The 25040-nt window shown below is 70.4% G+C and carries 20 protein-coding genes; 11 read left to right on the top strand and 9 right to left on the bottom strand.

The window, feature by feature from the left end:
• The first annotated feature begins 14 nt into the window (after positions 1–14).
• From E8A74_RS05025 to E8A74_RS05015, 3 genes are read left to right on the top strand one after another with little or no spacing between them, the layout of a single operon-like run.
• Positions 15–1508, top strand: coding sequence for a serine/threonine-protein kinase (locus E8A74_RS05025; RefSeq protein ID WP_136927759.1), 1494 nt, complete (start codon positions 15–17; stop codon positions 1506–1508).
• Positions 1505–2521 (top strand): outer membrane protein assembly factor BamD, encoded by a 1017-nt coding sequence (locus tag E8A74_RS05020; protein WP_136927758.1) that lies wholly within the window; start codon positions 1505–1507, stop codon positions 2519–2521. The genes E8A74_RS05025 and E8A74_RS05020 overlap by 4 nt, the downstream gene beginning before the upstream one ends.
• On the top strand, positions 2521–3819 hold the full coding sequence (locus tag E8A74_RS05015) for a hypothetical protein (RefSeq protein WP_136927757.1): 1299 nt from the start codon (positions 2521–2523) through the stop codon (positions 3817–3819). The genes E8A74_RS05020 and E8A74_RS05015 overlap by 1 nt, the downstream gene beginning before the upstream one ends.
• A 93-nt stretch (positions 3820–3912) precedes the next feature.
• Here the strand turns inward: E8A74_RS05015 and E8A74_RS05010 are convergent, their stop codons facing one another.
• A complete protein-coding gene (locus tag E8A74_RS05010) occupies positions 3913–4491 on the bottom strand; it encodes a prolyl hydroxylase family protein (protein WP_136927756.1) in 579 nt (192 codons plus the stop codon).
• A 112-nt stretch (positions 4492–4603) separates the two neighbouring features.
• Between E8A74_RS05010 and E8A74_RS05005 the strand changes: the two genes are divergently transcribed.
• Complete coding sequence (locus E8A74_RS05005; RefSeq protein WP_136927755.1) at positions 4604–7204, top strand: helix-turn-helix domain-containing protein; 2601 nt, start codon at positions 4604–4606, stop codon at positions 7202–7204.
• Positions 7205–7471: 267 nt separating this feature from the next.
• On the top strand, positions 7472–8896 hold the full coding sequence (locus tag E8A74_RS05000; RefSeq protein WP_136927754.1) for a serine hydrolase domain-containing protein: 1425 nt from the start codon (positions 7472–7474) through the stop codon (positions 8894–8896).
• Positions 8897–8960: 64 nt separating this feature from the next.
• On the opposite strand, the gene E8A74_RS51915 is transcribed toward E8A74_RS05000, so the two are convergent.
• A complete protein-coding gene (locus E8A74_RS51915; protein ID WP_170228865.1) occupies positions 8961–9983 on the bottom strand; it encodes a hypothetical protein in 1023 nt (340 codons plus the stop codon).
• A gap of 429 nt (positions 9984–10412) precedes the next feature.
• Here E8A74_RS51915 and E8A74_RS04985 point away from each other — a divergent pair, with 429 nt between their 5' ends.
• The 3 genes from E8A74_RS04985 to E8A74_RS04975 are packed head-to-tail and all read left to right on the top strand — an operon-like array spanning position 10413 to position 16444.
• Positions 10413–11309 carry a DUF58 domain-containing protein gene (locus E8A74_RS04985; protein ID WP_136927751.1) on the top strand — a complete coding sequence of 299 codons (897 nt, stop codon included), beginning with the start codon at positions 10413–10415 and terminating at the stop codon, positions 11307–11309.
• Positions 11310–13304, top strand: a complete 1995-nt coding sequence (locus tag E8A74_RS04980; protein WP_136927750.1) for a vWA domain-containing protein — start codon at positions 11310–11312, stop codon at positions 13302–13304. It begins immediately after the preceding gene.
• Positions 13301–16444 carry a VWA domain-containing protein gene (locus E8A74_RS04975; RefSeq protein ID WP_232379376.1) on the top strand — a complete coding sequence of 1048 codons (3144 nt, stop codon included), beginning with the start codon at positions 13301–13303 and terminating at the stop codon, positions 16442–16444. The genes E8A74_RS04980 and E8A74_RS04975 overlap by 4 nt, the downstream gene beginning before the upstream one ends.
• Before the next feature lie 36 nt (positions 16445–16480).
• Here E8A74_RS04975 and E8A74_RS04970 read toward each other — a convergent pair whose 3' ends face one another.
• Both E8A74_RS04970 and E8A74_RS04965 read right to left on the bottom strand, forming a co-directional pair.
• A complete protein-coding gene (locus E8A74_RS04970; protein ID WP_136927749.1) occupies positions 16481–17581 on the bottom strand; it encodes a PHP domain-containing protein in 1101 nt (366 codons plus the stop codon).
• A gap of 70 nt (positions 17582–17651) precedes the next feature.
• Positions 17652–18185 carry a hypothetical protein gene (locus E8A74_RS04965; protein WP_136927748.1) on the bottom strand — a complete coding sequence of 178 codons (534 nt, stop codon included), beginning with the start codon at positions 18183–18185 and terminating at the stop codon, positions 17652–17654.
• A gap of 153 nt (positions 18186–18338) precedes the next feature.
• Here E8A74_RS04965 and E8A74_RS04960 point away from each other — a divergent pair, with 153 nt between their 5' ends.
• Positions 18339–18926 carry a hypothetical protein gene (locus E8A74_RS04960; RefSeq protein ID WP_136927747.1) on the top strand — a complete coding sequence of 196 codons (588 nt, stop codon included), beginning with the start codon at positions 18339–18341 and terminating at the stop codon, positions 18924–18926.
• Here E8A74_RS04960 and E8A74_RS04955 read toward each other — a convergent pair whose 3' ends face one another.
• From E8A74_RS04955 to cysT, 3 genes are read right to left on the bottom strand one after another with little or no spacing between them, the layout of a single operon-like run.
• Positions 18927–20003 (bottom strand): sulfate/molybdate ABC transporter ATP-binding protein, encoded by a 1077-nt coding sequence (locus tag E8A74_RS04955; RefSeq protein ID WP_136927746.1) that lies wholly within the window; start codon positions 20001–20003, stop codon positions 18927–18929. It abuts the gene before it with no gap.
• Positions 20004–20009: 6 nt separating this feature from the next.
• A complete protein-coding gene (locus E8A74_RS04950; RefSeq protein WP_136927745.1) occupies positions 20010–20846 on the bottom strand; it encodes a sulfate ABC transporter permease subunit in 837 nt (278 codons plus the stop codon).
• Positions 20839–21693, bottom strand: coding sequence for a sulfate ABC transporter permease subunit CysT (cysT, locus tag E8A74_RS04945; RefSeq protein ID WP_211365288.1), 855 nt, complete (start codon positions 21691–21693; stop codon positions 20839–20841). Before cysT ends, E8A74_RS04950 begins: the two co-directional genes overlap by 8 nt.
• Positions 21694–22074: 381 nt before the next feature.
• On the opposite strand from cysT, the gene E8A74_RS04940 reads away from it, so the two are divergent.
• Positions 22075–22311 carry a hypothetical protein gene (locus E8A74_RS04940; protein WP_136927744.1) on the top strand — a complete coding sequence of 79 codons (237 nt, stop codon included), beginning with the start codon at positions 22075–22077 and terminating at the stop codon, positions 22309–22311.
• A gap of 5 nt (positions 22312–22316) precedes the next feature.
• Here the strand turns inward: E8A74_RS04940 and E8A74_RS04935 are convergent, their stop codons facing one another.
• A complete protein-coding gene (locus E8A74_RS04935; protein WP_136927743.1) occupies positions 22317–22760 on the bottom strand; it encodes a universal stress protein in 444 nt (147 codons plus the stop codon).
• A 341-nt stretch (positions 22761–23101) separates the two neighbouring features.
• Here E8A74_RS04935 and E8A74_RS51910 point away from each other — a divergent pair, with 341 nt between their 5' ends.
• Complete coding sequence (locus tag E8A74_RS51910) at positions 23102–23566, top strand: RNA recognition motif domain-containing protein (protein ID WP_170228864.1); 465 nt, start codon at positions 23102–23104, stop codon at positions 23564–23566.
• Between the two features lie 92 nt (positions 23567–23658).
• Here the strand turns inward: E8A74_RS51910 and eno are convergent, their stop codons facing one another.
• Positions 23659–24933 (bottom strand): phosphopyruvate hydratase, encoded by a 1275-nt coding sequence (eno, locus tag E8A74_RS04925; protein WP_136927742.1) that lies wholly within the window; start codon positions 24931–24933, stop codon positions 23659–23661.
• Between the last annotated feature and the right edge of the window lie 107 nt (positions 24934–25040).

The following is a 25040-nucleotide window of genomic DNA, read 5'->3' as shown; positions in this document are numbered from 1 at the left end:
GACGTGGTCGGCCGATGAGTAGCGACAGCGAGGAGATCGAGCTTCCGGTCAAGGCGGGCGACGTGATCGCCGGGAAATACCGCGTCGATCGCGTGCTCGGCGTGGGCGGCATGGGGGCCGTCGTCGCGGCCGAGCACACGGAGCTCGAGCAGCGGGTGGCGATCAAGTTCATGCTCGAGGCCGCCGCCAAGAACGAGGTCGGCAAGAAGCGCTTTTTGCGCGAGGCCCAAGCCGCGACGAAGCTCCGGAGCGAGCACGTCACGCGCATGCTCGACTTCGGCACGCTCGACGACGGCGTGCCGTACCTCGTGATGGAGCTGCTCGAAGGCAAGGACCTCGACGCGATGATCCGCGCGGTCGGGAAGCTGCCGATCGAGGAGGCGTGCGAGATCCTGCTGCAGACGTGCGAGGCGCTCGCCGAGGCGCACGGGCGCGGCATCGTGCACCGCGACATCAAGCCCGCGAACCTGTTCGTGACGCGGCGGGCTGACGGGAGCCCGGTGGTGAAGGTGCTCGATTTCGGAATCGCGAAGCACGGGGATCCGGCGGCGATCGACGGGACGGCGCTCACGCGCAGCAACGCGCTGCTCGGCTCGCCGATGTACATGTCGCTCGAGCAGTTCCGCGCGGCGCGGGAGGTCGACGCGCGCAGCGACATCTGGTCGCTCGGCGTGGTGCTGTACAAGGCGCTCACCGGGGGGATGCCATTCGTCGCCGATTCGCTCGGCTCGCTCATCATGGTGCTGATGACCGAGGATCCGGAGCCGCCGCAGCGCCACCGCGAGGAGCTGCCCGCCGAGCTCGGGGACGTGGTGCTGCGTTGCCTGCAAAAGCACCCGGCCGATCGATTCCAGAGCGTCGCCGAGCTCGCGGACGCCCTCGCCCCCTTCGTGCCCGAGCGGTCGCAGGCGCTGCTCGATCGCATTCACGCGCACCTCGCCGGGCCGCGGGATGCGGGGAGCTTGCGGCCCGAGGCGCCGATCTCGAAATCCGGCACGACATCGCCCGGACAAACGACGGGCTCGTCGCTCCGAAAGAAGGAGGCTTCGTCGGGTGGGGCGACGGGCGAGCAGGTGTCGGCGCCGACGATGGGGAAGACGGCCTCGGAGTGGTCGCAGACCCAGCCGGGGGCGGCGTCGCGATCGGGGAAATGGTTCGTCCTGACAGGCTTGGTCGCTTTGCTCCTGGGAATCGTGGGGACGCGGCTGTTCGGGGGGCGCGAGGAGAAGGCCATGACCGCGGAGCCGCCGCGGCCGCCGGCGATCGAGGCGCCCGCGGCGATCGTGACCGTGGCGCCCGTGTCGAGCGTGAGCGTGACCGCCGCGCCCGCTCCGACGCCCGAGACGACCGCTGCGCCTCCGAGCACGTCGGCGGCGCCTGCCGCGAGCGTGGCGGCGCCCAAGGTCGCGGCGCCCGGGAAGACCGGCGCGACGAAGCCCGCGGTGACCCAGGCGCCGAGCGCGGCGCCCACGCCCGGCCTCGTTCCCGATTTCGGAGGCCGCAAATGAAGAAACGCGCCGCCGCCGGGTGGCTCCTCGCCGTGGCGCTTGTCGGCGCGGCGGGGCCGGGGTTTGCCCAGCAGGGCGACGTGGCCGCGGCCGAGCACCTCTTCAAGGAGGCGCTCGCGCTCATGGAGAAGGGCGATTACGAGCACGCTTGCCCGCGGCTCGCGGAGAGCCACAAGCTCGATTCGGGGATCGGCACGCTGCTGTACCTGGGGGATTGCCAGGAAAAACTCGGCAAGCTCGCGTCCGCGTGGGCGACGTTTCGCGAGGCCGCCGACGCGGCGCGCCGGGCGGGGCAACCAGAGCGGGAGAAGATCGGGCGGGCGCGGGCGGACGCCCTCGAATCGAAGCTCTCGCGCCTCCGCATCGAGGTGCCGGATTTGGTGTCGCGCGAGGGGCTCGTCGTGCGACGCGATGCGCTGGATGTCGCGTCCGTCCTGTGGAACACGGCCGTACCCATCGATCCGGGGACGTACAAGATCGAGGCGACCGCGCCGGGAAAAACAACGTATTCGGTGTCCGTGGTGATCGAGGCGGGATCGGCGACGACGACCGTGACGTTGCCGCCGCTCGAAGACGCGAAACAAGTCGAGGCGCCGAAGCCCTTGCCCGCGCCCGTGAAAGTGCCGCCGCCTCCGCCGCCTCCGGCGCCTCTGCCGAAGCCGCGAGGAATCGGGGCGCTCGGGATTGCGGGCCTCGTGGTGGGCGGGGCGGGTGTTCTCACGATGGGCGCGTCCCTCGGCGTGGGGCTCGCGGCGCGCGCGCGGTTCGACGAGGCGGCGCCGTTTTGCGACGCGACGTATTGTGATCGGGAGGGCGTAGCGATTCGCAAGGACGCGAAGGAGCTCGCGGGCGTGGGGACGACGATTTTCGTGCCCGGCGCGGTCCTCACGGCGGCGGGCGCCGCGCTCCTCGTCGTATCGCTCGCGACGCGAGGGCCGGCGGATGTGGCGCCGAAGCCGCGCGCCGCATTGACGCTCGGGCCCGGGGGGATTTTCGCGCGAGGGAGTTTTTGATGCGCGTTCGTCCTGCCCACCTTGGTGTCATCCTCGGGGCGCTCGGCTCCGCGGGCGTGACCGGGTGCGCCTCGGTCTTTGGGATCGAGGAGGGTGTGCTTCGCCCGATCGTCGAGGTTTCAGGCTCGATCGGCAAAGATACGACGTGGTATGCGGATCAGACCACGATCCTCACGGGATTCGTGGTGGTCGAAGCGGGCGCGACGCTCACGATCGAGCCGGGAACGAAGATCCTCGCCCAGATGGAGGGCGGGCTCCTCGTGAAGCCGGGCGCCCGGATCGTCGCGCGGGGCACGAAGGAGGCGCCGATCGTCTTCACGAGCGCCGCGTCCGAGCGCGCCGAAGGGGATTGGCGGGGCGTCATTCTTTGTGGCCGCGCCCCGATCAACGGCGCTCCCAGCGGCATGCGCCCCATGGATGTTCTTCCGCCCGGCATCCAGGCGACCTGCGGCGGGACGGCCGAGGACGATGACAGCGGCGTGCTCGAATTCGTGCGGATCGAATTCGCGGGCCGGAACAAAGACCTCCCGGGCTCGCCGGGCGGATTCCGCCTGGAGGGCGTCGGCAGCGGCACGGTCGTCGACCACGTGCAGGTGCATCGCACCGAAAGCGACGCGATGGATCTACGGGGCGGGACGGTGTCCGTGAAGCACATCCTCGTCACGATGTACGAGGACGACGGCTTCGATTGGGCGCTCGGCTGGCGCGGCAAGGGCCAATTCATCGGCGTCGTGATGGGCAACATGCAAGGCGACACGGGCATTCAGGCCGGCCAGGGCACGAGCGACGCCGAGATCGACGGCGCGGGCTCGGCGCCTTCGGATCCCTTGCTTTACAACGTGACGTTGAGCGGGATGGAGGACCAGTACGGTCCGAACATCAAGCTGCGGGGCGGGACGCGGGGGCGGATGTTCGACATGCTCGTGGCGCGCGCGGGGACGTCGGGCCTGGGCATCGAAGAGGCGCCGGCGCAAAAGAATGCGAACGAGGGGCTGCTCGACATCCAGCATTCGATTTTCGCGAACGACGACAACTTCGTGGACGAGCCCAATTTTTCGGCGTCGGATTGGGCCATGGATCCGGCGCGGAACAATCGTGCTCTCTCGGCGAGCGAGAGTGGTTTGCCGTTGTTCACGAACGGCGCGATCTACCTGTCGCTCGTGACCGGGGCGGAGGCGCTTTCGGGCGCGGTCGCGCCGCCGGACGACGGGTTTTTCGATCCGAGCGCGCTCTTCGTGGGCGCCTGCGGCTCGGTGTGCCCGGATTTCGAGGGGTGGACGGCGTTTCCGGACCGTTGAGATGTGGTAGGCTGTGTCCGCGCCGAGCTATTTGAGGCGATCGAAATGGACCGCTTCCTGCTCTGGACACCCATCCCACCGACCCCCTGACCCTCACCCCCGCCGATACATCACATCCGTCCGGAGAACGTATTTCGTCCCCTCGATCACCGGCGCTCCCCGGTGGTATATCGGGTGCGAGAAGATGAGCGCCATGCCGCGTCGCGGCGCCACGCGGAGCTCGTCGTCGTTCACGAACATGAAATCCGTCGTCCCGCCGACGCACGTCTCGTTCAGGTAAAAGATCAACGTCAGCAGGCTCTGCTCCTCGGGCGTCCGCACATACGCGCCGTCCCGGTGCCAGTCGAATTGCTGGCCCGGCGTGTAGCGGTAATACCGGAACCGCTCGTTCAACCCCACGGGGCGATACGCGCCGCGCGGAGACGGCACGTGCGCCGCGATCCGCGGCCAGAGCAGCGCCGCGAGGGCCGGGTCGTCCTGCATGACGCGCCGGTTGTTGCGGATGTCCGGCGCCATCATGAACTTGTTCGGCCCCACCGTGATCGGCGCGTCTGTGAAGCCGTGGGCCTCGGCGCGCCGGATGAGGTCGTCGCACTCGGCGGGGGCGAGGACGTTCGCGAGCGTGAAGAGGTCCCCGTCGTTCGCGAGCAGGCGTTTCTCGATGGCGTTCATGCCGGACACCATGCGGCCGCGCTGGGCAGCAGAACAGGGCAGAACCGGGCAGGAACCGGGCGGGCCGGGCGGTGGACAGGAGCGCCGCGCGGAAGGATGATGCACGACGCCCATGGCGCAGCGGTTCCATCACGAGGCCTTGCTGCGGGCGCGCCTCGAGCTCGAGCTCACCCAGGAGGAGCTCGCGGCTTCGGTTGGCGTGGACGTGCGCACGTATCGTCGGTACGAATCCGGCGAGGTCAACGAGGGCGGCTTCTCGGTCCGGCAACCCGCCCGGCGAAAGCTCCTCGAAAGGCTCTCCGCCGAGCTCGGGATCGCCGCGGCCGATCTCGTGATCGAGGCCGATCCCACGCCCGCTCCGGCGCTCCACGCGCCCGCGCCGAGGCTCTTTTCGCCCGAGCATGTGCATACGCTCCAGCGCGCGCCGCATTTCGTGGGGCGCGAGGACATCCTGGAGGAGCTTTGGGCGTGGGCGTCGGCGCCCGAGAAAGGCAAGGGGCCGGGCGTGGTCGCGCTCGTGGGCGTGGGCGGCGCGGGAAAAACGGCCATCGCCGAGCGGCTCGTCACGCGCATCGGGGACACGCCGCGGCGCGGCGGGCTCTTCGTGTGGAGCTTTTACGACGACGAACGAACCGAGGCATTTTTGGCCCATGCCGTGCGGTATTTCGCAGGGGTGGAGCCGCAGGCGGGGGAGCGGCTGGAGGCGCTCTTGCTTGCGCTCGGGAGCGGGCCGCCGCACCTCGTCGTGCTCGATGGGCTGGAGACCGTGCAGGCCGCGGGCGGGGCCTCACGCGCGCACGGCGAGCTCGAAGATCCGCTGCTCCGGCGGCTGCTCGTGGCGCTCGCGCGGGGGCTCGGGGCGGCGCGCGCGCTCGTCACGTCGAGGTTTTTGCTGGGGGATCTCGCGCCCTGGGGGGACGCGGGCGCGCGCACCGTGAAGCTCGGGCCGCTCTCGCCGATCGACGCCGAGCGGTTGCTCCGGTCGTGGGGCGCGGACGGGGATGGCGAGGCGCTCGCGCGGGTCGTTCATGCCTCGGGCGGGCATGCGCTCTCGCTCGCGGTCGCGGGTTCGTATGCGGGGGCGTTCCTCGGCGGCGATCTGCGCCCGCTCGATCCGCTCGATCTCGCCGAGGCCGCGCGCGACGATCCGCTGGCCCGGCGCCTCGCGCGGGTCCTCTCGGCGTACGCGGCCGCCTTGCCCGACGCCGAGCGAGACCTCCTCGCGCGCCTCTCCGTGCTCTCGGCCGGCGCCGACGAGGACGCGTTGCTCGTGCTCGCTTCCGCTTCCCCGCGCGTCGCGGGCGCGCTCGCCGGGGCCTCCGCGGAGGGCGTTCGCCGCGCGCTCGCTCGCCTCGAACGGCTCGGGCTCGTGTTCCGCGCCGGAGGCGAGCCGCCGCGGTGGTCGTCGCACCCGTTTGTCCGGGACCATTTCCGCTCGTTGCTGCCGGTCTCGCCCTCGGCCGTGCAGGCGGCGATGACCGCGCCCCCCGAGGGCACGTTGATCTTCGCGCCGCGGCAAAAACCCCGGGACCGCGGCCGCCTCGACGCCGTCGAGGAGGTGATCCGGGCGTTGCTCGACGCGGGCCAGCCGACCGAAGCCTATCGGGTGTATTCACAAACCCTGGGCGGTTTTTCACACCTCGGGCTTGTCCTCGGTGAAATGAGCCGCGGAGCTCGGATTTTACGGTTGTTTGGCGAAACAACCGATCCGGCCGCGCCCGCCGCGTCGCTCGCGCTTGGCTTTCGCCTCGCCTTGCTCTACGAGCGTGGGCTTTATGCAGGGGCGCTCGGGGACCTCGCGTTTGCCCGGCGCTCCTACGAGGCGCACAACACGCTGGTCGAAGGGACGCCCGAGGTGACGCACCTCGTTACAGGATTGCGCACCTTGGCGTACACCGAGCGGCTCGCGGGGGCGCTTTCGGCGGCGCGGGCGCACGTGTCGCAGTCGCTCGTGATGGCGGAGTCGGCCGGGCTCGGCACGCACATCGCGCGGGGAATCGCGCTCTCCGCGTCGATCGCGCACGACCTCGGGGACATCGACGCCGCGCGCGCGGGGTTTTCGCGGCTCGCGGCGATGGGGGACGCGCGGGTCGCGCGGCGCGGGTTATGGGAGGCGGAGCATTGGCTCGCGCTCGGGCAGCGCGAGGAGGCCGTCCAGATGACCGAGGCGAACGTGGCCGCCTGCGAGCGTCTTGGCTGGGCCGGGCACGCGGCGCAGGGGCAGGTGCTGCTCGGGCTCGCCGTGGTGGAGGAAGATCCGGCGGAGGCGGAGCGACGTCTCCACGCGGCGCGGGCGTGGGTCGTTGTGTCCGGGGAAGTGGAAATGGCGGCGCGCGTGCACGAGCTGACGGCGCGGATCGCGCTTTCACGGGGGGCGTTTTTCGAGGCCGCGCGGGAGGCGCTCGCGGGCGAGCAGCTCGCGGAGGCGTGTGGGCTCGGTCTATTTCGGACGCGGCTCTTCGCGCTCGGGCTCGAAATCGCGCACGCGCGGGGCGACGAGGCGGCGATGGGGCGGGCCAAGGACGTGCAGCGCCAAGTCCTTGGCGAAGATGCCTGGGGGTGCGCAGACGTGTTGCATTGGGCCGGGCTCTGTCATTCGAGCGTGGGCGAAGCGGAGCTTGGGAAACGGTACCTCGAAGCGGCGCTCGTTTTGCGGGAGCGGATCGGCCATCCCGGGCGCGAGGCGACGCGCGAGGAGGTGTGCCGGCGCTAACCTTATGTCGACTACGGAGGCAATCGATTTCGTTTCGTCGCGTGCCAGGATTCACAAGCATCCAGAAAGGCCACTATCCTTGTAAGGCCCCCGGATTGTCGACGAGTTCTCGTAACGAGCGGCGTCCCCACGCCGAGCCTCGGGGACACGACGATCGCGCCCCGGCGCGGCGTCGACCCGGAGATCCCACGAAACGCCTCGAGCGCCGTCACAAACCGAAAAACCCTGCGGGGCACCCCAGATCCTTGCTCCCCCGACGGAGGAACCATGAGACGTCTCGCTTTCGCGGCGCTGTTTACTTCCATCCTCGCCGCACCGGCCCTCGCTTCCGCGACCCCTTCCAGCGCATCGCGCCCCTACAGCCTGCAGTACGCCGTCACGCCCTATCAGGTCTCGATGGATCCGAACGGGCTCGCGCAGGCGTCAGCGCACGTACAGAACGCCGTGAACGCCGGCGGCATCGACGGGGCCGTGCTGCTCGTCGCGCGCCACGGCAAGGTCGTGCTCCACAAGGCGTACGGCCGCCGGGATGGAAACTTCGCCGGTCCTTCCTGGCAAAACCCCTCGATGCCGAAAGACGGCATCTTCGACCTGCAATCGATCACCAAGATCTTCACGGCGTTCGTGGCGATCGATCTGCACGACCAAGGGCTGCTCGACCTCTCGGCGCCGGTCGCGGCGTACCTGCCGGAGTTCGCCACGCCGGAGAAGTCGGGCGTGCTCGTGGCCGACCTCGTCCGCTTCACGTCGGGCCACTCGATCGACGCCGCCGCGTCGCTCGTCGGCGACCCGGATCCGTGGAGCACGATGATCGCCGAGAGCCTCGCCTACACGCCGGGCACGGCGGTGTTCTACAGCGACATCGCGTATCGCCTGCTCGGCCGCGTCGCCGAGGCGGCGGGCGGCGCGCCGCTCGACGTGCTCGCGAAGAACCGGATCATGAGCCCGCTCGGCATGAAGGACACGGCGTGGAGGCCACTCGTGACCATGTCGTCGAAGTCGAGCCGCTTCGTCGGCACGGGCTACTCGACGGTGCGCGAGCCGGACGGCTCGCCGCGGTACATGCGCGGCGAGGTGGCCGACGATCAGGACTACTGGATCGAGTCGCAAGGGCACGGCATCACCGGCTGCGACGGGACCTTCTCGACGGCGTGGGACCTGGCGCTGCTCGGGCAGATGTTCCTGAACCGCGGCGCGCGTGTCCTCGGCAACCCGAGCTGGGGCTACTGCACGCCCTGGATGTGGTCGTGCGGCATCGACTTGCTCGCGGCGCCGGCGCTCGTCGAGGAGATGATGGAGGTGCAGTCGAAGGACGCGTCGGGCACGCCGCTCGGCATCCACGGCGCGACATCGAGCTGGCTCGACGACCTGCTCTTCGCGAACAAGGGATACGGCTGGGAGCTCGCGGACGCCTCGCCGGGGGCCCACGTCGTGACGGGCCTCCACGCGTCGCCGTACGCGGTCTCGAAGATCGGCGGCTCCGGCACGTTCCTCACGGTCGACCCGGATCCCTCGCGGGACCTCGTGATCGTCCTCTTGACGAACCACGGTTTGCCGCCGTTCGTCGGGCCCGACGGCATTCAGGTCGACGGAAACGGGAACCTGCTCTGGCCGGGGTACGAGAACATGCTCGGCGCGATCCAGCCGCACGTGGTGAACGACCTCGTGCAGCTCTCGATCACGGGGCCGTGACGAGAAGCCCGAGGGGCGCGCGTCGTGAGGTCGGCGCGCGTCCCCTCGCTTCGTTTTCAAGGGTTCACTGCGGATTGTCTTGGCAGCACCCGGTGATGCAGCTCTCGCCGAGGGGGCAGGGGGCCTGGCCGGGCAAGCCGCACTTCTGCACGCCGGGCGGGCAGACTTGCTCGACGCAGCCGGGCGGCAGGTCCGGCTTGCCGATGCAGACCTCGCAGAGCTCGCACGTGTTGAGGCACGCGGTGACCTGCGTGCAGGGCTTGCACTTCGACGGGTCGTTCAGCGTGTTCGCGTTGCAGCTCCCCGTGCCTGCCGGGTTCTCCGATCCGAGCCAGATCGTGTGATCCAAGCCGGGCAGGGCGCAGCAGCCGAAGCAGTCGCAGCCGTTCGGCGTGAGCGGGCCACAGTAATTGAGGCAGAGCTGCGATTGCGTGGTGAACGCCGTGGCGCACGTCCCGTTGTACCCGGCGATGTTCGCGTTCGGGTTGTACGCGCACTGGCTGCCCTCCGGCGGGTAGTTCGGCGGGACCTCGAGCGTGTCGCACTTGTGGCTCCAGTAGCAATCGTCGTTGCCCGCGCCGGTGTCCTGATCGAAATAACAATCCGACTTGCAGGGCGAGTTGTTCTGGCCCGGGATGCCGCCGTAGAAGCTGTTCTCGGTGTTGTCGCAGGGGCCGAGGCACGGGTCGTCGGCCGCGTCCGTCTTGCAGTCGCCGTCGTTGTCGATGCAGTCGCCGCAGGCGTACGTCTTGCCCTGGCACGTCGCGACCTGGCAGAAGTTGCCGCAGCCGCCCTGCGCGGGGTTGCACGTCTCGCCGCAGCCGCAGAGGTTCGTTGCCGCCGCCGTTGCCGCCGCCGTTGCCGCCGGAGCCGGCCATCGTGCCGCCGTTGCCGCCGCCGCTGCCGCCGGAGCCGGCCATCGTGCCGCCGTTGCCGCCGCCGCTGCCGCCGGAGCCGGCCATCGTGCCGCCGGAGCCGGCCATCGTGCCGCCGGAGCTGGCCATCGTGCCGCCGGAGCTGGCCATCGTGCCGCCGGAGCTGGCCATCGTGCCGCCGTTGCCGCCGCCGCTGCCGCCGTTACCGCCACCGATGCCGCCGGAGCCGGCCATCGTGCCGCCGTTACCGCCACCGATGCCGCCGGAGCCGGCCATCGTGCCGCCGTTGCCGCCGTTGCCGCCGCTGCCGCCGTTGCCGGTCGTGCTCCCGCTCCCCGTGGTTTGAAGGATCGCACCGTCGCCGCCGCAGCCGATGGCGGCGACCGCCACCCACGCGAACCAATGCCGTTGGAACCCTCGTCGCTTCAGCATCGCCCTCTCCGTCGCAAGAAGCCGCCCGACAAGCACAGCATAAACCTAAAAATTCAATGACAGAGGATGGTAGATGTTGTTACCGCCACTGTTCTCGCGTGGCTGTTCTTGGGATCTCTTTGTTGGTGGTTGGGAACACTTCGCGCCGGGGTGGGGTGCGGGGTGCGACGCTCTCGACGCCGCGGCGGCGCTGGGCCAGAAGGGCTCGGATGCAGGCGACGCGTCCGGGGATCCCCTCCCGGCTCCTCGATCCGGCCTTCGTACGTGAGCTCGAGGTGCTCAGGCGCCGGCTCGAAATCCGCGCGCGTTCGGGCGCCTCGGGCGAACACGTCGCGCGGCGGCGCGGCGGCGCGGCGGAGTTCCAGGAGCACAGGCCCTACAGCCCCGGCGACGACCTGCGCCGCATCGACTGGGCCGCCTACGCGCGCACCGACGAGCCCGTGTTGAAGCTCTTCCGCGCCGAGGAAGACGTGATCGTGCGGCTCCTCGTGGACACGTCCGCGTCCCTGGATTTCGGAGAGCCGCCGAAGTTCGAGTCCGCATGCCGCATCGCCGCGGCCTTCGGCTACATGGCGCTCGCGGCCTCGGAGCGAGCGCAGGTGATCTCGGCCGGGGAGGGGATCCAGCGCGAGGAGACGCCGGTGCGGGGTCGGAGTGGGCTGCCTTCGCTGTTGCGAGCGCTCGGAGGGATCACGCCGGGCGGCGGGACGGATCTCGCGCGGGCCGTCGATCGGCTGATACAAAAGAACAAGCGTGCAGGGATGCTCCTCGTCGTCTCCGATTTCCTCGACGGCGGGCCGCTCGGCCCCGCGCTCTCCCGCGCGGCCGCGGCCGGGCACGATCTCGTGCTCGTGCAGGTCGTCGCGCCCGAGGAGATCGAGCCTGCGTACGAGGGAGACTGGGCGCTCGAGGACGCCGAGACCGGCGCGGTCGTCGAGGTGACCATGGATGCCGCGTCGATCGAAGCGTACGTGCTCAGGTTCGCGGGCCTCTGCGAGGAGCTGCGGCAGATGGCGAAGCGGCTCGGCGCGACGTACGTGCGGGTTCGCACGGACGAACCCTTGGAGAGCGCGATCCGGCGGATCGTCGCGCGGAGCATCGACTGAATGTCCTCGCCGCTCGATCTGCTCGCGCCGAAGGGACTCGCGCTCCTCGGGCTGCTCGGTCCGCTGGTGCTCCTCTACATCCTGAAGGTGCGGCGGAAGCGAAAGCGCGTCGCGTCGACGTGGCTGTGGGCCTCGGCGAAGCGGGATTTGATCGCGCGTTCGCCGTTCCAGAAGCTCATCGCCCAGGTGCCGCTGATCTTGCAGGCGCTGGCGCTGCTCCTGCTCGCGTTCGCGCTCGCGCGGCCGGCGACGCGGGGGAGGGCGATCACGGGGGATCACCTCGCGATCATCGTGGACGCGAGCGCGTCGATGTCGGCGCAGAGCGTGGCCGGCGCGGAGACGAAGACGCGGATGGACCTCGCGCGCAAGGTCGCCGAGGACATCCTGTCGTCGCTCGGTCCGGGCAGCGACGCGCTCCTGCTCGAAGCGGGGCGCGACGCGCGCGTGGTGGCGCCGCTCGATCGTGACGCGGTCCGGCTGAAGGCCGCGTTGAAGACGCTGCGCGTGCACGACGTGGAGGGCGACCTCGGCGCGGCCGTGGCGCTCGCGGTGGATCGGCTGCGGCAGCTCGGCGGATCACGGCGGATCGTGGTGATCACGGACGGCAACCTCGCCGCGCCGGCCGCGCTCTCGGGTGCGTCGCTGCCGATCGAGGTGATCACGGTGGGCACGCCGGTGGACAACGCGGCCATCGTGCGCGTCGACGTGCGGTCGGGGATCGAGCCGACGCTGAAGCGCGAGCAGGTGCAGGCGTTCCTCGTGATCGCGAACTTCGGCAAGGCGCCACGCGAGCTCTACGTGACGATGCGCGAGGACAACGCGTCGGACGTGCTCGCGTCGCGGAAGGTCCTGGTCGCGCCGGGCGAACGTCAGGCCGTGGTGCTCGACTTCCTGCCGGCGCCCGGCGACTACCGGCGCGGGCTCATCTTCGACATCGCGCCGCACGACGCGATGGAGGTCGACGACGCGGCCTTCGCGCGCGTGCCGGCCGGGGACAAACTCCCCGTGGCGTATGCGGCGCCCGATCCGCAGAAGACGTCGCCTTGGATCGAGCGAGCGATCGTGAGTGATCCGGCGACGACGCTGAAGACGCTCTCGGTGGCGGAGCTCGCGCAGGCGGCCGCCGTCGAGATGGATGCGTTTGTCGTGGTGGAGGGCGCGTGTCCGGACTTCGTGCCGGGCGGCGATCTCCTGATCGTCGCGCCGCCCGCGGGTCGATGCTTCGGCACCGTGGTCGGCAGGACGCTCGAAGCCCCGTCGATCACGTCGTGGGAGACGGGCGACGCGCGCATGCGGTTCCTCTCGCTCGACGGCGTGTCGATCTCGCGCGCGATGGCGCTCAAGCCCGAGGGACCCACGCAGGAGCTCATCCGCACGCAGGACGGCACGATCGCCACCGACATCTCCACGCCGACGCGCACGGGCACGTTGCTCGGCTTCGACGTCGGCGACAGCGACTGGCCGCTCAAGGCGAGCTTCGTGCTCTTCATGCGGAACCTCCTCGAGCAGGCGCGTATCCATCGCGCGCACGGCATCACGGGGCCCGCGCGCGCCGGCGAGCCGCTTCGCTTGCGCTTGCCCGCGTCGGCGAAGGACGTCGAGGTGAAAGGTCCGACCGGCGATCGGCTCGACGTGTCGTTGCGGAGCGGGCTCGCGGTCGTGCCGGAGATCTCGAAGGTCGGCCTCTATCAGCTCTCGTGGCAAGGCCCCGAGGGCGGCGCGATCGTGGCCCCGGCGAACCTGACGAGCGCGGCCGAGAGTGATCTCGGCAGCGTCATGGCCCCGGCCGGAGCGGGCAAGGACGAGATCAAGGTGACGGCCGCGGGCTTCGAGCCCGACGCGCACAACGAGTGGAGCTGGGTGCTCGCGCTCGTGGCGCTCGGCTTCGTGGTCTTCGACATCTGGTACCTGACGCGCAAGCCCCGCCTCGCGCCCGCCGCCACGCCCACCGCGCCCAAGCGCCCACCGGCGCCGGAGAGGAGGGCCGCAGCGTGATCCCGAGTCATCTGCGCCCGTACGTGCCCTTCGTGGTCGTTGGCCTCGGCCTGCTCGTGTTCGTCCTGCTCGCGCGCTGGGTGATCCGCGAGGCAGGCCTCACGAAACGCAAGATCTTGCTCGCGGGGATGATCACGGGCGCGCTGCCGGCGCTTTACGTGGGCCTCGTCTGGACGGGCCTCGTCCCCGGCGGCTACCTGCGCCTCGCGCGGCCGCAGATCACGCTGCTCGTGCTCGCGTCGACGATGTTCGTCGCGTACCGCATGGCGACGGGCTGGACGAACCAGGGACCGTTTCGCACGCGGCTCGGTGATCTCCTCGCCCAGCTCGCCACGTTCATCGCGGCCATGGCCGCGGCCGGCCCCGAGCTTGGTCGGCCGCTCGATCGGCTCACCGTGCTCGTGGCGATTGATCGCAGCCGCTCGATCGATCTCGTGCCGAGCGCCGAGCAGCGCGTCAAGCAGGAGCTCACGGTGGCCGAGATCGGCATGCGCGAGGAGGATCGGATCGGCACGATCATCTTCGGCGCAGACGCGGCGACGGAGGATCCGCCGCGGCCGAAGTCGGACCTGCCCGCGCCGCAACGTGTCTCCATCGGGCGCGACGGGACCGATCTCGGCGCGGCGATCCGGCGCGCGCTGGCCGAGGTGCCCGCCGACAGCGCCGCGCGTATCGTGGTGCTCTCGGACGGCGTGGCGACGCGTGGCGACACGATGGCCGCGGCCGCGGCGGCCGTCGCGGCGGAGATCCCGGTCGACGTGGTCCCGCTCGAACAACGCTCGATCCCGGACATCCGGGTCGTCGCGCTCCGAGCGCCGACGCGCGCGGACGAGGGCGAGCCCATCGATCTACGCCTCGTGACCTCGTCGCCGAGCCCGGCCGCGATCCAGATCCGGCTGCGCCGCGACGGCGAGCTCATCGCGGAGTCGGGGGCGAAGATCGCCGCAGGCGAGGACGTCCTGCGCATCCGCGAGAAGGCGCCCGGCCCTGGGTTTCACCGCTACGACGTGGAGATCACCGCGGCCGACCCGGCGCTCGATCAATCGCCCGAGGACAACGCGGGCAGCGCCTTCATGCGCGTGCGTGGCCAGGCTTCGGCGCTCGTGCTCGACGGGGACGCGGGCAAGACGGCGTTCGTCGCGCGCGCCCTGCAGGCCGCGGCGTTCCAGGTGGACGAGGGCTCGACGAGCAGCGTGCCTGCGGACCTCGCGGGGCTCGTCGGCTACGACCTCGTCGTGATGGGCGACGTGCGCGCCTCGGATCTGTCGCCCGGCCAGATCGACGCGCTCGCGAGTTACGTGCGCGACCTCGGCGGCGGCCTGCTCCTCATGGGCGGTGATCGCAGCATGGGTCCGGGCGGATACGCGCGCACGCCGCTCGAAGAGGTTTCCCCGGTTTCCTTTGATCTCAAACAAGAGCGGCGCCGCGCGAGCCTCGCCGAGGTGATCGGGATCGACATCTCGGGTTCGATGGGAGCCACGGCCGGCGCGCACACGAAGCTCGAGCTCGCGAACGAGGCGGCCGCGCGCAGCGCCGCGCTGCTCGGCAGCGGCGACCGGCTCGGCGTGCTCCACGTGGACACTGCCGTCAACTGGAGCGTCCCGCTCGGCCCGGTGAGCGACAAGGCCGCGATCGACAAAGCGATCCGCGGCGTGGGCCCGGGCGGCGGCGGCATCCTCGTCGACATCACGCTCGAAGCCGCGTACGCCGCGCTCGCGAAGGAGAAGGTCAACCTCAAGCACGTGCTGCTCTTCGCCGACGGCTCCGACGCCGAGCAGATGGGCCCGTGCCGCACGATGGTCTCCGACGCGTTGCGCGCCGGCATCACGACGAGCGTGGTCGCGCTTGGCAACGGCGGCGACGTGCCCGAGCTGGAGACGCTCTCGCGCCTCGGCAGCGGCCGCTTCTACCTCATCGAGGACGCGAACCGCCTGCCCGCGGTCTTCACGCAGGAGACGATCCTCGCCGCGCGCTCGTCGATCGTCGAGAAAGAGTTCCGCGTCTCGCGCAGCGCGCCTTCGCCCATCCTTTCGGGCGTTTCCCTCGACGAGGCCCCCTCGCTCGATGGGTACGTCGTGGCGATCCCGAAGGGTCGCGCGAGCGTGCTCATGACCGGGCCCGAGGGTGATCCGATCCTCGCCGTGTGGTCGGCGGGCGTCGGTCGATCGGGCGCGTTCACGAGTGACCTCAAGGATCGCTGGGGCCGCCGCTGGACCACGTGGCCCGGCGCGGCGCGGCTCGTCGGCCAGCTCGCGCGCGACCTCACGCGCAAGGGCGAGGACGGCCGCGTGCGTGTCGAGGCCGACGCCTCGGGCGGCGAGCTCCACGTGCGCGCCACGGTCGTCGGCGACGACGGCCGCGCGCAGTCGTTCCGCCGTTTGATGGTGCGCGTCGCCGGGCCCGACGGGTTCGTCCGCGAGACCGCGCTCGAAGCCACCGGCGCCGGCGCGTATGCCGCCTCGATCCCGCTCTCGCGCCCCGGCACGTACATCGCGATCGCCAAGGACGAGCAGTCGGGCGACGTCGTCGGCACGGCGGGCGCGGCGCTCACGGCCGGCGAGGAGCTCCGGCCCACGGGCTCCGACGCTGCGCTGCTCGGCCGCATCGCGGACCTCACGGGCGGCAAGCGGCGTGACACGCTTGCCGGCATCTTCGGCGACCGCGCCGCGCGGCGTTTCTCTTACCAGGACATCACGCCCATCTTGATCGCGATGGCCGGCTTCGCGCTCCTCCTCGCGGTCGCGGCGCGCCGCTTCGCCTTGCCGGAGCCCGTCCTCGCGTGGGCCGCGCGCACGCGCGCCGCGCTGCAACCGAAGCCCGCCGAGGCCCACGCGCGCCCCGATGCGCGCTCGCCCGACGCCGTCGTCGGCGCGCTCCTCCAGGCGAAAGAGCGCGCCGCCCGCGATCGCGCCGCCCGCGAGGCCCCGCTCCCCGCGGCCTCGGCCGCTGCCCTCGCGCAGCCCTCCGCGCCGGCCCCGCATGCGCCTCCACCGGCTGCTGCGAGGCCGCACGTCTCGGCCCCGACCGCGGCCCCGCATTCGCCCATCGGCGCCGCGCCGCCTGCGGGACCGCCGCAGCCCCGCCCGCTCACGGCGGCCGAGATCCTCCTCGCGCGCCGCAAAGGCCAGCCGCGATCCTGATCGTCGCGAAGAACGCTCGTCCCTGAAAAACGCGCGCTACCGGACGACGCGATACCCCTGCGTCCAGGCCATCTTCCCGTTCGGCAACGAGACGCGCGCGCGTACCCAGGTCTCGCCGCCGCGGAGCTCGTACGAGGCGTCGCCCTCGGCGCCTCGTTCCACCTTCGCGAGCTCTTTCCCGCCGTCGCCGATGAACACGACGACCGCGCCTTCTTCTTTCGGCCACACGCTCAGCTTGTTCTCGGTCACGCGGATCCGCGTGAGCGTCACGCCCGACGACGCGTAGAGCCGACCCTTCGCGAGCCCCTCGCAGATGAGCCCTCGTTCGGGCTTCTCCGCGAACACCTGCACCCAGCCTTTCCCAGGCCGCGCCGGCTTGATGTTTGGCTTCGTCAAACCGAGGTGATGCGCGTCGTCGACCGCCACGCCCGCGATCGTCCACCCCTCGTCGAGCAGCGTGTTCCACACGGCCTCGTGGGAGGGCCGCTCCGCGTTGCCCTCCGTGTTCACGTACGGGTGGCCGCTCCAGATCTCGAGCAGCTCCGCGCCGCGCGTGACGCGCACGTCGTCCAGCGTGAGCGCCCAGTCGAAGTTCGGGTGGTTCACGAGCGCGACGCCCTTCTGGTCGTGCACCTGGGTGAGCCCGTGCAGCAGCGCCTCGCGCTTCGTGTTGAACCGGCCGCCGCCGATCGTCTTTTTCGTGCAGAGGCCGTTGACGTGGACGGGTTTGCCCTCGGCCATCATCGTGATCTCTTCGCCCCCGATGATCACGAACCCCTTCTTTTCGAGCGCCGCGAACGTCTCGGGGCTGACGCGGTTGTCGTGATCGGTGAGCGCGAGGAACGCGTAGCCGTGGCTGCGATACCAGGTGTAGACGTCTTTCGGCGGACGATCGCCGTCGCTCCACTGGCTGTGCGTGTGGAGGTTGCCGCGCTGGAACGTCGAGACGTCGAGCGTCTCGGCGAAGTGCGGCGGGCCGAGCTTGGGCGGCTCGATCTTGATGTTGATCGACAAGGGCGCCGCGAGGGCGGCGCGCACGGGAGGCACACGCGTGAACGCGATGGCTGCCACGCCGCCGATCGCGGTGACCCCCACGCCGAGCGCGATCCAGCGCAACATGCCCGTCTTCGATCGCATCGGCCTTTCCCTGCCCGCGAGGATAGCTCCATACGCCGCGAGGGCGGAAGCTCCCCCGCGGCGCGCCCGTTCAGTCGAGGACGAGCCTGACTTTCACGGCGACGTCGATCCCGTCCGTTGGCCACGCCAGGAAGTTCGGGTTCGTACGGCCGCTCCACTCGACGCGGACCTTCTTACCGTCTTCGAAGAAAGGACGAATGTCGCCGTCGTGGAGCACGTCGAGGATCACGTCGGGCTCTTTCGGGGGCATCTCCGACTTCGAGACGAGCGGCGTGCGCCCCGTCGAGGTCACGGCTTCGCCGAGGATCTCGTCGACGAACGTGACGTCCTCCGCAGGCGGCGCCACGGAGATCCGCACGAACCCGAGCCTGGCCGCGCCGTACGAGTTGACGTCGCTCTCCAGCGTGACCTCGTTCCACCAGAAGAAGCTCCCGTCGACCTTGGGGGTCACGGTGAATTCAGCGTCCACGTCGTACTCGCTCACGACGGACGAACACCCGAACGTGCCCATGGCCATCGCGGCTCCGACGAGGAGAGCCCATCGCGCCCCGCGCCTCTCGCCGCCCACCCTTTGCTCCGCGCCTGATTCGATGAAGCCATTCATTCTGAAATCGTAGCACGCCCGGGGCCTGGATCCCGCCGCGTGGTGCGCGCACCCAAGGGCGCACGAAACCGCGCGTCCAAGGGGACACCCTCGGCCGGGCAGCGCCTGAGGCGCCGCGGCGTTGGGGCATTCAGACCGAAGGAGTCGTCGCGCATGGCCACGATGCAGGAGGGCGCCCTCCTCTTTTCGTTGAAGTACCTCGCGCGCCTGGAAGAGGCGCGCGTTCGTCCGGAGAACGAGGCCGCGGGGCGGCTCGAACACGAAGAGGTCGAGCGCCACGCGCGCGAGGCCTCCTCGATGCACGCCCGGATCGAGGCCGAGCGCCGCGCGCGAATGGACGCCGAGCGCCGCGCCGAGGAAGCGCGCATCGAGGCGATCCGCGTCACCGCCGTCGAGCGTGCGCGCGCAGAGGCCGAAGCGAATGCGCGCCTCGAGGTGATGCGGATCGTCGAGGCGCACGAGCGCGCCCTCGCCGTATTGAAGGAGGACAAACAGAACCAGCGCCTCGGCCGCGCCGTGCGCCTCGGCGCCCTCGGATCCATGCTCCTCTTTGCCGCGGCCTTCGGCTTCTATTTCGGCAAGATCAAGCCCGACGGCGAGGCCCAGCTCCGCGCCCAGCAGGCCGCCATCGCCGCGGCCGACGAGGAGGCGTCGCGGCTTCGCAAGAAGCTCGCCGAGCGCGACGCGCGCATCAAGGAGGCCGAGCGCGTGCTCGGCGCGCTCGCCCGGCCGGCGCGTTAGCTAGATCGAATAGTCCTGCACGAAGAGCTTCGCGTCGCGCAGGTTCACGAACACCTCTTCCCCCTCCGCGAGCCCGAGCTCGGCGACGCGATCCTTCGTGAGCTCCACCGTCAGCGGTTGATCGTCGTCCAGCGTGAGCTCGATCCGCACCATCCAGCCGACCCGCACGAGGCGCTCCACCCGCGCGGTCGCCACCTCCACGCTGCTTCGTTTTTCCACGCGGCTCGTCACGCCCACGAGCTCGACGTCGTGCGGCCGGACGAACGCGCGCACGCTCGTCCCGTCCCCCGCGCCCGGCGGCGCGTGCACCGCGAGGCTCCCGAGCGCCGCGCGCCCGCCGCGCACCTCGCCTTCGAGCTCGTTGATCGAGCCCACGAACCCCGCGACGAACGCCGTCGCCGGGCGATCGTAGATCTCCTCGGGCGTGCCGATCTGCTCCACCTTGCCGCGGTTCATCACGATGACCCGATCGGCCACGCTGAGCGCCTCTTCCTGATCGTGCGTGACGAACACCGTGGTGATCGCGCGCTCCTCGTGGAGGCGGCGGAGCCATTCGCGGAGCTCCAGCCGGACCTTCGCGTCGAGCGCGCCGAAGGGCTCGTCGAGCAGGAGCACGCTCGGCCCCGGCGCGAGCGCGCGGGCGAGCGCGACGCGTTGCCGTTGCCCGCCCGAGAGCTCGTGCGGGTACCTCCCGCCAAGCTCCGCGAGCCGCACCAGCGCGAGCAGCTCGCTCACCACGCGATCGATCTCCGTCCGCGATTTGCCTCGGATTTCCAGGCCAAATCCGACGTTTTCGCGCACCGTCATGTGCCGGAACAGGGCGTAACTCTGGAACACGAACCCGATGTTCCGCTCCTGCACGCGCACGTCCGTCACGTCCACGCCGCGGAGCAACACGCGCCCTTCATCGGGCGATTCGAGCCCCGCCAGGATCCGCAGCACCGTCGTCTTGCCGCCGCCGCTCGGGCCGAGCAGCGCCACGAGCTCGCCCGATCCGATCTCGAACGACACGGCGTCGACCGCCCGTCCGCTCCCGCCGGCAAAACGCTTCACGAGATCACGCGCCACGATACCCACGAGCGCCTACCCTCCCGGCTCCGCGCGTGCGCCGCGCTTCCGTCGCATGAGGTCGAGCAACAAGAGAAGCCCGATCGACGCGAGCGCGAGCACCGTCGCCACCACGTACGCGCCGCGGTCGTCCCGATCTTCGAGCGCCCGGTACACGAAGACCGTCGCCGTCTCCGTCTTCCCCGCGATCCCGCCCGAGACCAGGAGCACCGCGCCGAACTCGCCGATCGCCCGCGCCATCGTCAGCGTCGTGCCGTACGCGAGCCCCCAGCGAATCCCCGGCAGCGTGACACGAAAGAACGTCACGAACGGCGACGCCCCGAGCGTGTACGCCGCGAGCTCCTGATCCGTGCCCATCTCTTCGAGCACCGGCCCGACCTCGCGCACCACGAACGGGAGCGTCACGAACGCCGTCGCCATCGCCATCGCCGGCCAGGCGAACGCGACCTCCCAGCCGAGCGCGTCCGTGATCGGCCGGAGCAGCCCACCCTTGCCGAAGAGCGAGAGGAGCACGACGCCCACCGCGACCGGTGAGAGCGCGAACGGCACGTCGACGAGCGCGTGGAGGACACGCTTTCCCACGAAGCGATCCCGCACAAGGACAAAGGCGAGCGCCGTGCCGAGCGTGCCGTTCACCACGACCGCGAAGGCCGTGAGCTTGGCCGTCATCCCGAGCGCGGCGAGCACGTCGGGCCGCGCGAGCACCTCGACGAAAGGCCGAAGCCCGCCGCCGAGCGCGCCGCGCAGGAGCGAGAAGGCCGGCAGGAGCACGAGGGTGCCCACGTAAAGCACGGCCGCCCCGATCAGGACGACGCGCACGCGGCCCTGTCCGCCGCCCGCTCGCTCAGCCATGGGCCCCCCGCTGCCGCGCTGAGACGACGAGCACCACGCAGAACGAGATCGTCACGAGCACGAGGGACATCGCGCTCGCCGCGTGCACGTCGCCCGACTCCACCTCCCCGAACACGTGCACGGCCGCGGTCAACGTCCGCCGTGGGATGTTGCCGGCCACCACGACCACCGAGCCGAACTCGCCGAGGGCCCGCGCGAAGCTCTGCAGCGCGCCCGAGACGATGGCCGGCGCGATCGCGGGGAGCGTCACCCGCCGGAACGTCGTCCACTCGCTCGCGCCGAGCGTGTAGGCGGCCTCCTCGTCGGCCCTGTCGAGCTCGTGCAGCACGGGCTGGACCGTGCGCACGACGAGCGGGAGCGTCACGAAGAGCAGCGCCAGGATGATCGCCGGCGGGGCGTACACGACCCGCACGCCGGCTGCCTCGAAGAGCTGCCCGAGCGCGGCGCGGGGCCCGAGGAGTGTGACGATCATCATCCCCGTCACGAGCGTGGGGATGGCGAAGGGCAGGTCGATGAGGACGTCGAGCAGCTTGCGCCCGGGGAAGCGGTAGCGGACGAGCACGTAGGCGATGAGCGTGCCCATCACCGCGTTCACGGCGGCCATCACGAGCGCCGTTTCCAGCGTCAGGAAAACGGCCCCGCGCGCGACCGGGTGGACGAGGGCCCGCCCGAGCTCGGCGAGGCCCTTCGAGAGCCCCTCCCGCGCGAGCGTGGCCACGGGCAGCGCCACCATGACCAAGAGGTAGGTCGCCGCCGCCCCACGCAGGCCGAGCTTGCCGAGGGGCTGTCCTCGCGCCCTCGATCGGCCCGTCGGCCGCGCCTCGGACAGCTCCACCGTCGTGCTCAAGCGAGCGAGAGGATGGCCCGCCGTGGAGCTCGTCCGCAATGACGATGTGAAAGTTGCATCGGAAAGATGCAACAATATCCGTGACGCCCATGGAAGCGGGGATGCGTCCGCCGGTCCGAGCTGCCCGTGTTCCTGCGGACAGCTTGCAAATCTGCCCGTGATCTGCCGTCGATCCGTGGGGGAGGTCTCCAGGGTTGCGGCGGCTCGGCGATTCTGGTAACCACCTCGAACGTGATCGGCGCGATGCGTGGGAACCCACACGACATTTCATCGCGATCTACCGATCGCCCTTGCCCAGGCCGAGGGACACATGGCCCCGACGTCGGGCGTTCGAGCGCGACGTTTCACGGCTTGACGGAACGAGCGTAATCGCCCCCCAACATGAGCCCGCCGGAAACCCTCTTCGACAAGGTGATTGCCGCCAGTGGTCTTTCGGAGGTGTTTGCCCGAGGTACCATCAAGCGCGCGTGCTCGCGCGTGGGGGTGACGGCGGAGACGATGAGCCCCTCGGAGCTCGCGCGCGCGCTCGGCTCGATCGAGCAGGCGCTTTCCGTGTTTTTGCCGCCGGATCAGAAGGATTCGCGCATGCAGGCCATCCGCGCGCTCTCGCGCGGCTGAGCATTTCAAGCCGCCTTTTGGCGGATCGTCATCACGGGGACGGGGGCTTGGCGAACGACGGCGGTCGCCACGCTGCCGAGGAGCACGCGGCCGATCGGGCTGCGGCCGTGCGTGCCCATCACGATGAGATCCGCCGAGATTTCGGCCGCGGTTTTGCAAATCTCGTCGGCCGATCGCCCCTCGCGTAGCACGCCGTCGAGCCGGACGCCGCGGGTCCGCCGCGCCTCGACGGCGGTGTCGAGCCTTCGCTGCGCGGCCTGCCGCACGTTCTCCGCGATCTCGGACGCGGGGAGGTAGGAGCCGTCGGGGAAGCTGTAGACGGTCAGGCTGTAGACGTGCACGACGGTGATCACGGCGCCGAGCTTCGCGGCGAGCTCGATCGCATGTTCGAGCGCGTGCTCCGAGGTCTCTTCGAAGTCGATCGGCACGAGGATTTTGTGGAACGGCATGGTTCCTCCCTGATGCGCCGAGCCTGGATCGGTAAGGTCTCTCGGCAAGCGAGAGCGGACGCGGGCTACCCTGGACGGACGCGGCGATGGCGGGGAATCGGCTGTGGAAACCGGCGTTTCCCGCGTCGCGATAGTTGCTTGCGCGTTGGTGACCGTGGCGTTAGCCTCATGATCGCCCTAGGCCCGTTCGTCGTCGAACTCTGACAGCCCGCTTTGCTCGCGGTCGCTCGATCTGTATCGGCTGACGGTCGCTCGTCTGTGTGGTCTCGAAGCGATCCGATGCACGGCCCGGGTCGCATCCGGGGAAGGTCAGGAGAGGTCGTGCATCGGGTGGTCTGAGGATGAGCAAGCGACTGTACGTGGGCAATTTGGCCTTCCATTCCACTGAGGAGAGCGTCCGCAGCGCTTTCCAGAGTGCCGGTGTGGAGGTCGTCGGTGTCCAGGTCATGACCGATCGGGTGACGGGGCAATCGCGCGGGTTCGGTTTCGTGGACGTGGCGGGCGACAAGGAAGCGCAGGCGGCCATCGACGCGCTTCATGGCAAGAGCCTGGACGGGCGCACCCTGACCGTGAACGAGGCGCGTGAGCGCACGCCGGGCGGCGGCGGTGGTGGTGGTGGCTTCCGCGGTGGTGGCGGCGGCGGCATGGGCGGCGGCGGCGGCGGCGGTGGCTACGGCGGCGGCGGTGGCGGCGGCGGTGGTCGTGGTGGTGGCGGCGGCGGTCGCGGCGGCGATCGGCGCGGCGGTCGCGGCGGCGGCGGCGGCGGTCGGGATCGCGGTCGCGGCGATCGCGGCGATCGCTGGTAAGACGTGAGGGCCCGGCGAGAGCCGGCCCGAAAGAAAGCGCCCCGGAGCCAAGGCTTCGGGGCGCTTCTGTTTTGTGCGCGTCTCCGCGCGTATCAGCGCTTGAACGGCTTGCGGCCGGCGAAAACCTGACCCTCGCCGAGCTCGAAGCCGATGCGGAGGAGCTGGTTGTACTTCGCCACGCGATCCGAGCGGGAAGACGAGCCCGTCTTGATCTGGCCCGCGTTCGTGGCGACTGCGAGATCGGCGATGAACGTGTCCTCCGTCTCGCCGGAGCGGTGCGAGATGATCGACCGATAGCCGCCTTCGCCCGCGGTGCGAATGCAGTCGAGCGTCTCGGTGACCGTGCCGATCTGGTTCAGCTTGATCAGGATGGCGTTCGCGATCCCGTCCGACATGCCGCGCGCGAGGCGCTCGGGGTTCGTGACGAAGAGGTCGTCGCCGACGAGCTGCACCTTCTTGCCGAGCCGCTCGGAGATGAGCTTCCAGCCCTTGTCGTCGTTCTCCGCGCAGCCGTCCTCGATCGAGGCGATCGGGTAGCGCTTCGAGAGCTCCTCATACACCGCGACGAGCTCCTCGGGCGTCTTCGGCCCCTTGTCGAAGGTGTAGATGCCCTTCTCGGCGTCGAAGAACTCGCTCATCGCGGCGTCGAGCGCGAGGCCGACGTCCTCGCCGGGTTTGTAGCCGGCGGCCTCGATCGCGCGCATGACCTCCTGCAGCGCCGTCTCGTTCGTGGCGAGGCGCGGCGCAAAGCCGCCCTCGTCGCCGACGGCCGTCACGTGCCCGCCCTTCTTCAGGATCCCTTTGAGCGTGTGGAAGATCTCGACGCCCATGCGCAGCGCCTCGTCGAACGAGACGGCGCCGTACGGCACGATCATGAACTCCTGCACTTCGAGGCCGTTGTCGGCGTGCACGCCGCCGTTCAGGATGTTCATGAGCGGCGTCGGCAGGACACGCGCAGCGGCGCCGCCGAGGTATCGCCAGAGCGGCAGATCCACGGTGTCGGCGGCGGCGCGCGCCACGGCCATCGAGACGCCGAGGATCGCGTTCGCGCCGAGCTTGCCCTTGTTCGAGGTGCCGTCGGCGTCGATGAGGACCTTGTCGACGGCGGACTGATCGAGAGCGTCCATGCCCACGACGGCGGGGCCGAGGACGGTCTCCACGTTGCGCACCGCCTTCGAGACGCCCTTGCCCAGGTACCGCTTCTTGTCGCCGTCTCGCAGCTCGACGGCCTCGTACGCGCCTGTCGAGGCCCCGCTCGGGACGGCGGCGCGCCCCAGGCCGCTGGTCGTCCTGACCTCGACCTCCACGGTGGGGTTGCCACGGGAATCGAGGATCTCACGGGCCATCACGCTTTGAATCTCGGACATGAGGAACGCTCCTTCGGCAGAGGGCCGGCAGCATATGCGCGGTGGGCGCCGCCGAACAGTGCTCGATCACGACAGAAGTCTTCCTCCCCGGGGCGCGACTCGCGTTA

The sequence above is a fragment of the Polyangium fumosum genome, assembly GCF_005144585.1.
In the GTDB taxonomy this organism is placed as follows: domain Bacteria; phylum Myxococcota_A; class Polyangia; order Polyangiales; family Polyangiaceae; genus Polyangium; species Polyangium fumosum.
This window is presented reverse-complemented; position numbering and strand designations above follow the sequence as displayed.